The 13,263-nt window shown below is 66.3% G+C and carries 14 protein-coding genes; 8 read left to right on the top strand and 6 right to left on the bottom strand.

The features are described from left to right. Window positions 1-101: 101 nt before the first annotated feature. The 3 genes from JWM94_RS02080 to JWM94_RS02090 all read right to left on the bottom strand — a co-directional run bounded on the left by JWM94_RS02080 (window position 102) and on the right by JWM94_RS02090 (window position 4,445). Complete coding sequence (locus JWM94_RS02080; RefSeq protein WP_299420746.1) at window positions 102-1,037, bottom strand: cell wall hydrolase; 936 nt, start codon at window positions 1,035-1,037, stop codon at window positions 102-104. Window positions 1,038-1,117: 80 nt separating this feature from the next. Continuing rightward, the gene (gene ppc, locus JWM94_RS02085; protein ID WP_299420751.1) at window positions 1,118-3,784 is read right to left on the bottom strand and encodes a phosphoenolpyruvate carboxylase; all 2,667 of its coding nucleotides are present in this window, start codon (window positions 3,782-3,784) and stop codon (window positions 1,118-1,120) included. Window positions 3,785-3,878: 94 nt separating this feature from the next. Continuing rightward, the gene (locus JWM94_RS02090) at window positions 3,879-4,445 is read right to left on the bottom strand and encodes an HNH endonuclease (protein WP_299420755.1); all 567 of its coding nucleotides are present in this window, start codon (window positions 4,443-4,445) and stop codon (window positions 3,879-3,881) included. A 97-nt stretch (window positions 4,446-4,542) separates the two neighbouring features. Between JWM94_RS02090 and gluQRS the strand changes: the two genes are divergently transcribed. From gluQRS to egtD, 5 genes are all read left to right on the top strand, one after another. Further along, a complete protein-coding gene (gluQRS, locus tag JWM94_RS02095) occupies window positions 4,543-5,409 on the top strand; it encodes a tRNA glutamyl-Q(34) synthetase GluQRS (RefSeq protein WP_299420759.1) in 867 nt (288 codons plus the stop codon). Window positions 5,410-5,418: 9 nt separating this feature from the next. Further along, window positions 5,419-5,646 (top strand): twin transmembrane helix small protein, encoded by a 228-nt coding sequence (locus tag JWM94_RS02100; RefSeq protein ID WP_299420763.1) that lies wholly within the window; start codon window positions 5,419-5,421, stop codon window positions 5,644-5,646. 18 nt (window positions 5,647-5,664) lie between these two features. Then, window positions 5,665-6,219 (top strand): cob(I)yrinic acid a,c-diamide adenosyltransferase, encoded by a 555-nt coding sequence (locus tag JWM94_RS02105; RefSeq protein ID WP_299420879.1) that lies wholly within the window; start codon window positions 5,665-5,667, stop codon window positions 6,217-6,219. A gap of 62 nt (window positions 6,220-6,281) precedes the next feature. Further along, window positions 6,282-7,541, top strand: a complete 1,260-nt coding sequence (gene egtB / locus JWM94_RS02110) for an ergothioneine biosynthesis protein EgtB (protein WP_299420767.1) — start codon at window positions 6,282-6,284, stop codon at window positions 7,539-7,541. Then, complete coding sequence (gene egtD, locus JWM94_RS02115; protein WP_299420771.1) at window positions 7,541-8,518, top strand: L-histidine N(alpha)-methyltransferase; 978 nt, start codon at window positions 7,541-7,543, stop codon at window positions 8,516-8,518. Before egtB ends, egtD begins: the two co-directional genes overlap by 1 nt. Here egtD and JWM94_RS02120 read toward each other — a convergent pair whose 3' ends face one another. After that, a complete protein-coding gene (locus JWM94_RS02120) occupies window positions 8,519-9,016 on the bottom strand; it encodes a DUF3592 domain-containing protein (protein ID WP_299420775.1) in 498 nt (165 codons plus the stop codon). A gap of 143 nt (window positions 9,017-9,159) precedes the next feature. On the opposite strand from JWM94_RS02120, the gene JWM94_RS02125 reads away from it, so the two are divergent. Then, entirely contained in the window at window positions 9,160-10,029 is an 870-nt protein-coding gene (locus JWM94_RS02125) for a 3-hydroxyacyl-CoA dehydrogenase NAD-binding domain-containing protein (RefSeq protein ID WP_299420779.1), read from the top strand. 11 nt (window positions 10,030-10,040) lie between these two features. Beyond that, window positions 10,041-10,190 (top strand): hypothetical protein, encoded by a 150-nt coding sequence (locus tag JWM94_RS02130; RefSeq protein ID WP_299420783.1) that lies wholly within the window; start codon window positions 10,041-10,043, stop codon window positions 10,188-10,190. Here JWM94_RS02130 and JWM94_RS02135 read toward each other — a convergent pair. Next, the gene (locus JWM94_RS02135) at window positions 10,187-11,332 is read right to left on the bottom strand and encodes an acyltransferase (RefSeq protein WP_299420787.1); all 1,146 of its coding nucleotides are present in this window, start codon (window positions 11,330-11,332) and stop codon (window positions 10,187-10,189) included. The two genes, JWM94_RS02130 and JWM94_RS02135, sit on opposite strands and share 4 nt — an antisense overlap. A gap of 28 nt (window positions 11,333-11,360) precedes the next feature. Further along, the gene (locus tag JWM94_RS02140) at window positions 11,361-12,647 is read right to left on the bottom strand and encodes a NupC/NupG family nucleoside CNT transporter (RefSeq protein WP_299420791.1); all 1,287 of its coding nucleotides are present in this window, start codon (window positions 12,645-12,647) and stop codon (window positions 11,361-11,363) included. Window positions 12,648-12,821: 174 nt separating this feature from the next. Between JWM94_RS02140 and JWM94_RS02145 the strand changes: the two genes are divergently transcribed. Further along, complete coding sequence (locus tag JWM94_RS02145) at window positions 12,822-13,238, top strand: hypothetical protein (protein ID WP_299420794.1); 417 nt, start codon at window positions 12,822-12,824, stop codon at window positions 13,236-13,238. Window positions 13,239-13,263 lie beyond the last annotated feature (25 nt).

The following is a 13,263-nucleotide window of genomic DNA, read 5'->3' on the forward strand; positions in this document are numbered from 1 at the left end:
CCGGCCCGCTCCCCCACCCGACCGCCTACAGAATATCATAGCTGGGCGGTCGGGTGGGGGAGCGGGCCGGTGCCGTACGTTCAGCGAAGCTGAACCACAAATCAGTCGATCGTCGCCTTGTCGGACAGATCTTCGCCCGAATTCGCCCCCGCGACCCCGCGATAGATTCGAACGCCGCGACCGCCGCCGACTCTCACCAGCCTGGCACCCGTCGCGTCGGCCGGCACGGCCTTCGTTACCGCTGCACCGGTCGTCACCGGCGCGGACGGCAAGACGCCGCGATGGATCACCACCGATCCGACCGCTTCCTCCCCGGTATAGGCGATCGAAGCGCCCGGCGCCGTGGTGCGCCCGGTCAGGCTCGGCTCCGACCCCGAATAAGGTTGCCGAAACGCCAGCGCATTCTCCATCCCGCCGCGCCAGCGGTAGAAGATGTGCGCGCCAACCGTCGCGACCTTGTCCATGCTGTTCGCCCACCACGGCGAGACGTAGTTGGCGTGATAGAAAGTAGCCGACCCGACCGGCGCATAGACCGATCCGGCGAGCGCCGCGCTGGCGACCGCGCGCGCGCGATCCCATCCGGCTTGGCTTGGCCGGCGGCTGAGCGATCCGTCGCAGGTGAAGGTGAACTGGCACCCGGTCGATCGGGTCGACCCCTGATAGACGACACCGCACACGCTCGACGGGAAGGCACGGTCGCGGACGCGGTTGAGCACCACTTGCGCGACCGCGCGCTGGCCGTCGTCGGATTGATTATTGGCCTCGTAATAGACTGCCTTGGTCAGGCAATCGAGCGCGCGCGCGGCATCGTCGGGGCTCGCCGTGGCGGCAAGCGCGTTGAACGCAGGCGCGGCGGCATAGGCCGGTGCTGCCGTGGTGTCGCCGGTGGGAACGTCGAGATCGGCCGGCACGTCGAGGTCGAGCTTTTCGAGCATCACCCGCGCCGCGGCCTTGGGGATCGGCAGCGTCGCGGTCGATCCGTCATCGTCCTTGGCGCACGCCGATACCGCCAGCGCGGCCATCAGGCCGAGCGCCATGCGCGTCGCCAGGAGTGTCCCGCCCCGTTTCACAGGGAGCGGCGTAGAGTGCCAGGGTTAGAGCGGGGTTAATGCCCGGATCAGCCCGAATTCCGCAGCGCGGTCGCGATCGCGTTGATCGACAGGAGGATACCCTCCGCCACGCGCGGGTCCTCCTCGCCGGCGCGGTGGCGCTTCATCAGCTCGATCTGGAGCATGTTGAGCGGCTCGATATAGGGCAGCCGCAGCCGGATCGAGGCGTCGAGCTTGGGGTTCTTGTCGAGCAATCGCGACTGGCCGGTGGCGTCGAGCAAGCCGTCCTTCGCCTGTTCCCACCCGTCGCGAATCCGCGGGAAGATCGCGTCGGCCAGCGCCTTGTCCTCGACCAGCGCGGCGTAGCGCTCGGCGATGCCCATGTCGGACTTGGCGATCACTTGCTCCATATTGTCGAGCGTCGCGGCGAAGAACGGCCAAGCCTGCGCCATTTCGCGGAGCAACCCCTTGTCGGCGAACCCGGTCAGCGCCTGCCCCACCCCGTACCAGCCGGGCAGCATCACGCGCGCCTGCGCCCAGCTGAACACCCAGGGGATTGCGCGCAAATCCTCGATCGCGTCGGATTTCTTGCGGCTCGCCGGGCGGCTGCCGATCTTGAGGTTGGCGATCTCGGCAATCGGGGTCATCTGGCGGAAGAAGGTGCGGAAGCCCTCGGTCTCGTAGACCAGCCCGCGATACGCCTTGAAGGCGCTCGCCGATAACTCGTCCATCGCCTTGCCGAACCGCGCGCGGTCGGCGTCGGACAAAGCCGGGGGCTCGAGGCTGGCGAGCAAGGTCGCCGCCGCGATCGCCTCGAGGTTGGTCGAAGCCGCTTCGCGCGGACCGTATGTGGCGGCGATCACCTCGCCCTGTTCGGTGATGCGGATGCGGCCCTGCACCGTGCCCGGCGGCTGCGCGCGGATCGCCGCGAAGGCCGACCCGCCGCCGCGCCCGACCGCGCCGCCGCGGCCGTGGAACAGCTGCATCCCCACGCCTGCCTTGGCGAACACCGGCGCCAGCGCTTCGGACGCGCGGCTCAACTGCCAGGTCGAGGTCAGATAGCCACCGTCCTTGTTCGAATCCGAATAGCCGATCATCACTTCCTGCACGCCCCGCGCCGAGGCGATCGCGGCGACTTCGGGGAGCGCGAACCAGTCGGTCATGATCCGCGGCGCGGCCTCCAGGTCGCTCACCGTCTCGAACAACGGCACCGCCATGATCGCGGCCGTGGGCGGATCGCCGGGGACGTAAAGCCCGACCTCCTTCAACAGCAGATGGACTTCGAGCAAGTCGCTCACCGACATCGCCATCGACACGATGTACTGGCGGATGCAGGCGGGGCCATATTTGGCGTGTGCGTCGGCGGCGGCGCGCAGGATCGCGAGTTCGCTCGCGGTTTCGTCCGAATAGCTCGCGTACGGGCTGACCAACGGCCGCGCACTGGCAAGCTCGCGCCGTAGCAAGGCAACCCGCGCCGCCTCATCGAGCGAGGCATAATCCTCCTCGACCCCGGCGACCTTGAGCATCTCCGCCACGGTGCGCTCATGGACCGCACTGTTCTGGCGCAGATCGAGCGTCGCGAGGTGGAACCCGAACGTATCTACCGCGCGGATCAGCCGGCCGAGCGCGCCGCCCGACGACAGCGGCCCATCCTCGCCCGCCAGCGCGTGCGCGATCGTCACGAGGTCGCGGCGCAGGGATTGCGGGCTCGAACAAGGCTCGCCGTTGAGCGTGCCGGGGCGCGGCGCCGGCTTTCCGGTGAGCGCGAGGTGCGTCGCCGCGAGGCGCGCGTAGACCCCCGACAGCGCACGGCGATAGGGCTCGTCATCGCGGCTCGGCGCGGTGTCGCCGCTCCGGGCGGCCAGTGCGAGCAACTCGTCGCTCACGCTCGCATGCTCGGTCGAGATCGACAGTTCCGCCCCGAGAGCGTGAACTGCGTCGAGATAGTAACCCAGCACCGCTTCACACGATCGGGCCAGCGCGGTGGTGAGCGACGCCGCGACGACGTTGGGGTTACCGTCGCGGTCGCCGCCGATCCAGCTGCCCGGCTTGACGAAACTCGGCACCCGCTCGCCGAGCGCACGGTCCCAGCGCTGGTAGAGCCCGGGCAGGACCGGCAGGAACACGTCGCGCAGGTACGACAGCGCGGTTTCGACCTCGTCGGTCACGTACAACCGCTCGCGGCGCAGCACGCGGGTTTGCCACAGAAGGGCGATCTGACGGGTAATCGCCTGCTCGACATCGTCCCCGTCGGGTGTGGTCGCAACCGCGCGGTCGCGCAGCGCCATCAGCTCGGCGATGCGGTTGCGGTGGTCGATCATCGACTTGCGCCGCACCTCGGTCGGGTGCGCGGTCAGCACCGGCGCGATCAGCGCGGTGTCGAGCAATGCCGCGACCTGATCCTTGCCGATCCCCTCCCCCGCCAGCCGCTCGATCGCCGCCGCGACATCCGCCCCCGGCTCGGCGGCAACGCCCTGGCGGTCCTCGGCCAGATTGGCGAGCATCGAGAACAGCATGAACCCGCGCACGAAATCGAGCGTCTCGTCGAGCGTCAGGCGGTCGAGCCCGAGATCGACCTCGCCCCCTACCCCGCGATGCCGGTCGACCGATGCCGAACGGATATATTCGGTCCGCCGGTACAATTCGTCGCCGCCATAGGCGCGGATCACATCGCCGAGCAGCTTGCCGAGAAAGCGGATGTCGGGATTGTTGGTGATCGCGGGGAGGTCGGCCATGCGACGATGCTGCACCGCAGCGCGTTTTCGGTCTACCCCAAATCCGTCATCCCCGCGAGAGCGGGAATGACGATATTAGGGGTGGCCATCGCAATTAGGCCTCCAGTTCGATGTCCCAATACAGCCAATCCCGCCAAGTATCGTGGAGGTAATTTGGCGGGAAGCTCTTGCCGTGGTCCTGCAATTGCCAGCTGGTCGGGCGGATCGGCTCGACGTGGAGCGGCATCTTGGCCTCGCGCGGGGTGCGCCCGCCCTTCTTGAGGTTGCACGGCGCGCAGGCGGTGGCGACATTCTCCCACGTCGTCCGCCCGCCATAAGCGCGTGGGATGACGTGATCGAAGGTCAAATCCCGTCCCGTCCCGCAATATTGGCACGCGAAACGGTCCCGCAGGAACAGGTTGAACCGGGTGAACGCGGGGAACTGGCTGGGCCGCACGAACGACTTGAGCGCGATCACCGAGGGCAGCTTGAGCGCGAAGGTCGGGCTCCTGACTTCGCGTTCGTAATGCGAGACGATGTCGACACGATCCAAAAAGACCGCCTTGACGGCGGTCTGCCACGGCCAGACGGAAAGGGGGTAGTAACTGAGCGGCGTGTAATCGGCGTTCAGCACAAGCGCAGGGCAACTGTCCGGATGCCGCATCAGGTCGGGATGAAACACGCGAGACGCCCCCTTTGCTTCCTGGCGGGCATCAACCCGACTAGGATGACGCCATGATGACAGCACAGGGCATGACTCGCGGTCAAGAGTCGCGGGCATGATTGTCAGCCGTTTTGCGCCGAGCCCGACCGGACGGTTGCATTTGGGCCACGCCTGGTCGGCGGTGTTGGCGCACGAACGGGCGCGATCCGATGGCGGGCGGTTCCTGCTGCGGATCGAGGATATCGACGGCACGCGCTCGCGGCCCGAGCATGTCCGGGCGATTTTCGACGACATGGAATGGCTCGGGCTGGCGTGGGACGGCCCGGTCGTGTTTCAGTCCGAGCGTGTGCCGCTCTACACCGAAGCGCTCGAGCGGCTGCACACGAGCGGCCTGACCTATCGCTGCTTTTGTACCCGCGCCGACATCGCCGCGGAAATCGCCGCGGCGGGGAGCGCGCCGCACGATGACGACGCGCCGCCACCACATCCGGCGGCGTGCCGACATCGCCCGCACTCCGAGATCGACGCGCGGCTGGGAGCGGGCGAGCCGTTCGTCTGGCGGCTCGACATGGCAGCGGCAAACGCATTTCACCCGGGGCTTGGATGGCACGACGAGATCGCCGGGCCGCAGATCGCCACCCCCGAAACCGGCGGCGACATCGTGCTGTGGCGCAAGGACGCACCCGCCAGCTATCACCTTGCGGTCACCGTCGACGATGCGGCGCAGGGCATCGGCCACGTCGTGCGCGGGCGCGACCTGTTCGGGGCGACCCACGTTCAGCGCTTGCTTCAGGAGCTGCTCGGCCTGCCGACGCCGACTTATCGCCATCACGCGCTGTTGACCGATGCGTCCGGCAACCGCCTCGCCAAGCGCCACGGCGCCCCCACGCTGGCCGATCTGCGCGCCGACTTTCCCGACGGCCGCGCGCTCGCCGATCTATTGCGCGCCGGCAACCTTCCCAACGGCTATGCGAGCGCCTAAATACCGCGCATGACCTTCCTCGCCATCCTCCTGCTCGCCGCGATGCTCGCGACCGTCGCCGCGCTCGTCTACGGCGTCGTGATGTTCCTCAAGAACTCGTCCGAGGAGGTCCACGGCAACGGGCCGAGCCAGGCCTCGCTCAAATCGAACAAGGCGATGCAATTCCGCATCTTCTTTCAGGCCGCGACGATCCTGATCGTCGTTGTCATCCTGTTCGTCGCCGGCCAGCATGGCTGAACCGAGCGGAGCAAGCCGCTGGTAAAACTCAACAAAATTTACACGCGCGCCGGCGACGATGGCACGACCGGGCTGGTCGACGGGTCGCGCGTGTCGAAGGCCGATCCGTTGATGACGGCGATCGGCGACGTCGACGAGGCCAACAGCGCGATCGGCGTCGCGGTCGGCGCGGTCGATGACGACACCGCCACCGCGCTCCGGCGCATCCAGAACGATCTGTTCGACCTCGGCGCCGATATCGCGACGCGGTACGAGATTGCTGGCGCGCTGCGTATCACCTCTGGCCAGATTGCGCGTCTGGAACGCGAGATCGACGCGATGAACGCCAACTTGGCGCCGCTGACCAGTTTCATCCTGCCCGGCGGCATGCCCGGTGCGGCGCATCTTCACCTGGCCCGCGCCATCGCTAGGCGCGCCGAGCGTAGCGCGGTCGCGGCGAACCACGCGGTGCTGCTCAGCCCCGAAGCGATGCGCTATCTCAATCGATTGAGCGACTGGCTGTTCGTCGCCGCGCGGCATGTGAACCAGTCGGGCGGTGGCGACGTTCTGTGGGTTCCCGGGGCGTCTCGCTAATATTTTTGGGCGAGTGATCTCGATTATTGCAGGCGCGTAATTTCCGCGTTACGGAGAACATAATGCGAACGCGGTTGGGCACATCGCCGACACCCGAAGCGCTTGCCTCGCGCCTCGCCGACGTGCGCGCGCTCAGCGTCGCGCTGGTCGCGCCGCTGTCCGATGCCGATGCCAGCGTCCAGTCGATGCCCGACGCGTCGCCCGCCAAATGGCATCTGGCGCACACGACTTGGTTCTTCGAGACCTTCGTGTTGCGCGATTTCGTGCCCGGCTACGCGCTCCACGACGAACGCTTCCCCTTCCTGTTCAACTCCTATTACGAAGCCGAAGGCCGCCGCCACGCGCGTGACCGCCGCGGCATGATTACGCGCCCCAGCCTCGACGAGGTGCTGGCGTACCGCGCGCACGTCGATGCCGCGCTCGCCGACGCTATGCCGACCTTGCCCGAGGCGGCGCGCGAGCTGATCCGGCTCGGCTGTCACCATGAGGAGCAGCACCAGGAGCTGCTGTTGACCGACCTACTCCACCTGATGTCGGAAAATCCAATCGAACCAGCTATTTGGCCCGGGGGGCGCAAGGTGCCCGTCGCCATGCCAGGGCCGATCGGCTGGATCGAACATCGCGGCGGGCTGGTCGATATCGGGCATGACAGCCCCAATTTCGCGTTCGATTGCGAAGGCCCGCGCCACCAGGCGCTGCTGACGCCGCACGCCATTGCCGACCGCACCGTGACCAATGAGGAGTGGGCAACGTTCGTCACGAACGGCGGCTATCGCGACCCGAAATACTGGCTGTCCGACGGCTGGGCGTGGGTGAAGGCTGAAGGGATCGACGCGCCGCTCTATTGGGAAAAGCGGGACGGCGGCTGGACTCGCTTCGGACTCGACGGTCGCCGCGCGATCGACCCCGCCGCGCCGGTCACGCACGTCAGTTTCTTCGAGGCGGATGCGTACGCGGCCTGGGCTGGTGCGCGGCTGCCGACCGAAATGGAATGGGAAGCCGCGGCGAGCGCCTATGATCCCGACGGCGGCAACCAGCTCGACGCCGCCGGCCCAGTCGAGCCGCGCCCATCCGCCGGCGGCCCCGCCTTCTTCGGCGACGTGTGGGAATGGACCGGCAGCGCGTACCGCCCCTATCCGGGGTTCAAGCCCGCCGAGGGCGCGGTTGGCGAATATAACGGCAAGTTCATGAGCGGGCAGTTCGTGCTGCGCGGCGGGTCGTGCGCGACCCCGCGCGGGCATGTTCGCGCCTGCTATCGCAACTTCTTCTACCCGCACCAGCGCTGGCAGTTCACCGGCGTGCGATTGGCCAAGGACCTGTAATGCTCAAGCAGGAAATCGAGGACGGCACGCGCAGCTTCGCCGACCCGGCGTTTCGCGCCGACGTGATCGACGGGTTGACGCGCCGCCCGCGCGCGATTCCGGCGCGGTGGTTCTACGACCGGCGCGGCTCCGAGTTGTTCGAGGCGATCACCGATTTGCCCGAATATTACCCGACGCGGACCGAGGCCGCGTTGCTCAAGGACAAGGCGAGCGAGGCCGCCGAGCTGGTCGGCGCGGGCCGCGCAGTCGTCGAATTCGGATCGGGCTCGTCGACCAAGACGCCGATCCTGCTCGCGGCGGTCGCGCCGTCGGCCTACGTTCCGATCGACATCTCGGGCGATTTTCTGCGCGAATCGTCAAAGGCGCTGGCCGCGCAATTTCCCGATTTGGCGGTGCTTCCGCTCGAAGGCGATTTCATGCGCCCGCTGCGATTGCCCGCCGCGATCGCCGACGCGCCCAAGCTCGGTTTCTTCCCGGGATCGACCATCGGCAACATGATCCCCTCATCGTCCGCCGACTTGCTTCGCGCGATGCGCGAGTCATTGGGCGAAGGCGCAATGCTGCTCATCGGGATGGACCGGATCAAGGACGCTGATGTGCTGGAGCGCGCCTATGACGACGCGGCCGGCGTCACCGCGGCGTTCAACCTCAACCTGCTCGAGCGAATCAACCGCGAGCTCGACGGCAACATCCCGGTCGATGCGTTTCGCCACCGCGCGGTGTGGAACGACGACCGCGCGCGGATCGAGATGCACCTGGAGGCGACGCGCGACGTGACCTTCACGATCGAGGAGCGCCCGTTTTCGATGGCGGCGGGCGAGACGATCCACACCGAGAACAGTCACAAATACGGCCCACGCGACGCGCGCATCCTGCTGCGCGCCGGCGGCTGGACCCCGATCGCCGAATGGACCGACCCCGCCGACCAGTTCGCGCTCTACCTCGCCGAAGCGCAGGCCCCGCGCCCCGCGCCGTGATTACATCCGGGTAAGCCGCAAGAGCGCGATGATCGCCGCCGCGATGCCGACCGTGGTCAGCACGATCGCCGCGACCAGGCTCGGCTTGTTGAGCGTCAGCGCGCTGTCGGTCGGATTGCCCGGATCGAACCAGACCGGCACCGTCGCGCCAGCCGGATTGGCAGCGAGCCATGCCTGTGCGTTTTTTTCCGAATTCCAGTCGGTCCGCGCACACAGGAACACGCGTTTCCCTTCGCGCTCGCTACCAGCGGCCTGATAGCGATACGCCGCCTGCGCGCGATAGCTGGTGCTGACCATGTCGTTGGCCATTTGCGTGTGCGTGGTGATCGCCGACGACATGATCGTCCCCTGCGTCTGAACCCAGGATTTCGCCGCCGCGAACCGCGCGCTGCCGCGCCGGTAATAGACCAATCCGAACACCGCGAGCGCGAGTCCCAGAAGCAGCAGAAAGCCGAACAGATAGAGCAAATTGCCGCCGTGTCCCGAACCGCCGCCCATATCGTCTCTCCCCCCAATCGGTCATGTGATGCTAGCCCACCGCGCCGGTGTTCGATTGTAAATAAGAGCCATTCGCGCCACCCGCTGGACGGACAGACCACCCACGAGCTAGGGCACGACGCGACAGGCAAGGAAAACAGAGCATGCAGTCAGTCGGCGTGATCGGCGCAGGACAAATGGGCGCGGGAATCGCGCAAGTGTCGGCACAGGCCGGCTATCACGTCCTGCTCGCCGACGTTTCGCAGGAACGCGCCGACGCCGGCAAGGCTGGAATCGCCCGTCAGCTCGCGCGCGCGGTCGAGAAGGGCAAGCTCGACGAGGCCGCGATGGACCAGGCGCTCGATCGGATCGACACGATCGAAGGCCCGTCGGCGATGGGCAAATGCGGCCTGATCATCGAAGCCGCGACCGAGCGCGAGGAGATCAAGCGCGCGATCTTCGCCGAAGTCGGCAAGGTGCTGGGCGCGACCGCTGTGCTCGCGTCGAACACGTCGTCGATCCCGATCACGCGGCTGGCGCAGGCGACCCCCGACCCGGCGCGCTTCATCGGCGTGCATTTCTTCAATCCGGTCCCGGTGATGGGGTTGATCGAGGTCGTCCGCGGCCTGGCGACCAGTCACGAAACAATGGCCGTTGTGGAAACCTATGCCGCCGCGTTGGGCAAGCGCGTCGTTCGCGCCGAAGACGCGCCCGGTTTCATCGTCAACCGGATCCTGATGCCGATGATCAACGAGGCCTGCTTCGCGCTGGGGGAAAGCGCGGGGTCGATCGAAGATATCGACCTGGCCTGCCAGCTTGGGCTCAATCACCCGATGGGACCGTTCACGCTGGCGGACTTCATCGGGCTCGACATTTGCCTGCAAATCACCCGCGTGCTCTTCGAAGGCACGGGCGACCCCAAGTTTCGGCCGGCACCGTTGCTCGTGCGATACGTCGAAGCGGGCTGGTATGGGCGCAAGACCGGTCGCGGTTTCTACGATTATTCGGGCGACGTCCCGATTCCGACGCGCTGAAGGATCGCGCCATGAGCATCGACGACACGATCATCGAGACGCCCGACGGGCCGATGACTTGGGCGCAATGGAAGAAGAAGAACCCGGTTCAGCTCCCCTCGCGCCGGACCAAGGGCAAGAAACTGCCCAACAAGGTCAAGCTGCGCACCGACGAAACCTAGCTAAGCGGCGCGGCCATCTTCTTCGGCTTTGCGCCGCGCAGCCAACGGTGCATCGGCTCTTCGTAAACGAAGAAGACCACGATCGACAGCCCGATCATCAGCGGGACGTAGGCCAGTTTGGCGAACCAGCCAGTCGGGAAAGCCGCGTGCAGAATGAGATAGATCGGCAGTTGCAGAATATAGAGCGAATAGCTGGCGCGCCCGAGCATCACCGCAATGGGATGTGTCAGAATACCGTTGAGAGGGCTGCTGGTCGAACTGGTCGTTAGCAACAGCACGATGATCCCCGACATCACGGCGAGGGGGCCGTAAAGCCACAGGCTATGCACCGTCAGCAGCAGCACCACGACCACGATGAGCAATAGGTGCAGCGTGAGCGGACTTTTCGGCGCGGCGCCGCGCCGATAGATGATCGCCAGCAGGATACCGTAGATGAACTCGGGCCAGCGGATCAGCGGAAACGGCAGATAGGTTTGCCATACCGACAGGGCGTGTACGGGTTCGTCATAGCCGGGCAACCGCAGCGCCACCATCAGCACGCAGATTGCGACGGTCGATCCGACTATCGCGCGGGTCGATCGCATTTCCAGCCAGCGGATCGTCCAGGGAAAAGTGATATAGCAGAACAGCTCCACGGATAGCGTCCACGACTGCATATTCCAGTTCGACACTACCGACCCGTCGGCCCAGACGCCGGGCACCCAGGATTGCAGCAAGAAGAATTGCGGCAGATCATGCGCCAGCGACACCCAAGGCACGAAGGGTATCATCAGGACCAGCGACAGCAAGAACACCGGATAGACACGCGAGAAGCGGGCGCGCGCATAGCGGCCGAGCGACCCCTTTTGCGCGAACTTTGCCATATAGACATAGGCGAGGACGAAGCCCGACATCGTGAAAAAATAGCTGATCGAGACTTCAGCGTTGGACATGAAGGTGTCGATCGGCTTCGGCAGGACGCCGGCTTCCTTGAGCGCCGCCCAGCCGGCATGTTTGATCAGCACGTACAGGCCGAACAGGAAGCGCGGGCTCGTCAGAGCGTCGACGTGCGCGGGCTTGAAATCGGTCGCGGCTGACGGTGGCGATGGGGGCAGCACGGACGGTTCGGGCTCGAACGCCGGATTCGGGGTTTCGGTGGTCACGCAAATACTCCGGTAGCTTGATCGCCGCTTACTGGATCAGCAATCCCGCCAGCGCCGCCGACATCAAATTGGCGAGGCTTCCCGCCGCCAGCGCGCGTAGGCCGAGCTTGGCGATCATCGGGCGCTGGTTGGGGGCGAGACTCCCGGTCACCGCCATCTGGATCGCGATCGACGAGAAATTGGCGAACCCGCACAGCGCGAACGTCACCACCGCGACGGTGTGCGGGCTGAGCCCCGCCTGCATCTTGCCGAGATCGATATAGGCCACGAATTCGTTGAGCACGATCTTCTCGCCGAAGAACCCGCCCGCCGCACCCGCTTCGTTCCATGGCACGTTGAGCAGGAACATCACCGGCTTGAAAACCGTGCCGAGAATCGCCTGGAAGCTGAGGTCGGGATAGCCGAACCAGCCGCCGACCCCGCCGAGGATGCCGTTGGCGAGCGCGACCAAGGCGACGAACGCCAGCACCATCGCGCCGACCGCGACCGCCAGCTTGACGCCGGTCTGCGCGCCTTGGGCGGCCGCCATGATGATGTTGGCGGGCTTTTCCTCGTCATGCGTCGCGTCGGGCAACGGCTCGCCGGGGACGCTGCCGTCGGGCAGCGCGATCGCCGTCGCCGCGGTGCCGTCGACCGCCGCATCTTCCACTACCAGGCTCTTGGTGTCGGGCATCATGATCTTGGCCATCAGGATGCCGCCCGGCGCCGCCATGAAGCTCGCCGCAAGCAGATAGTCGATCTTGATCCCCATCGACGCATACGCCGCCAGGATCGTCCCCGCGACGCCCGCCATGCCGCTGGTCATTACGGTGAACAATTGCGCCTGAGTCAGCCCCGCCAGATATGGTCGGATCACGAGCGGCGATTCGCTTTGCCCCACGAAGATGTTGGCGGCGGCGCACAAGCTCTCGACCTTACTGACGCCGATCACCCACTCGATCGCGCCGCCGACCCAGCGCACGATCAGTTGCATGATGTTGAGATAATAAAGGATCGAGACGAGCGCCGCGAAGAAGATAATTACCGGCAGAGCGGCGATAGCGAAGGTGTGCGCGAGCGGGTTGGTCGCGGCGGGCCCGAACAAGAATTCGGTCCCCTTATTGGCATAGCCCAGCAACGCCGCGACGCCATTTGACATCCATGACAGCACCGCCTTGCCTGCGGGCACGTATAGCACCAGCACTGCGATCGCCGCCTGCAACGCGAACGCCGCACCGACCACGCGCAGGCGAATGCCGCGTCGGTTGGTCGACAGCGCGAAAGCGATCAGCAGGATGACGGCGATACCGGCCAGGCCGATCAGAATGCGATACATTGGTGCCCCCGGGGAAACGTCAACTTGGCACTGTTATGGCGGCAAAGATCGCGCAGCGACAACCCCCGGTGGCAACGCCGCTGTGGATTGCGGTCGCGCGCGGCGTGAGGCATGTTCCCGCGCGTTGTTCCTCGTGCCGGGTCGCATTGGCGGCTGCCTGAAGGAGTTGATTCGATGGTCCAGTTCAAATCGATTGCAATCGCCGCCGCCGTGGCGGTCGGGTTCGCCGCTTTGCCCGCTTTTGCCGCGGAAAATGCGATGCAGGTGTGCGGCGCGAAGTATCAGGCGGCGAAAAAGGCCAATACGCTGCCCGCCGGGCAGACCTGGAACCAGTTCCTCGCACAATGCCGCGCCGCGATGCCCAAGCCGGCGGCGACCGTTGCCCCGGTCAAGCCCGCCCCCGCCGCCAAGCCCGCGGCCGCGGCCAAGCCGGCGCGCACCCCCGGCCAGCCCAGCGCCGCGCAAAAGGCGATGTACGAGCGCGAGCGGCAATGCGGCGCGCAGTGGCGCGCCGACAGCGCCGCGAAGAAGGTGCCCGCCGGGATGAAATGGCCGCAATATTGGAGCGCCTGCAACAAGCGGATGAAGTAACCCGCGCGACCGGCCGATCCCCATC

The organism is Sphingomonas bacterium (assembly GCF_028289855.1).
Classification (GTDB): Bacteria; Pseudomonadota; Alphaproteobacteria; order Sphingomonadales; family Sphingomonadaceae; genus Sphingomonas.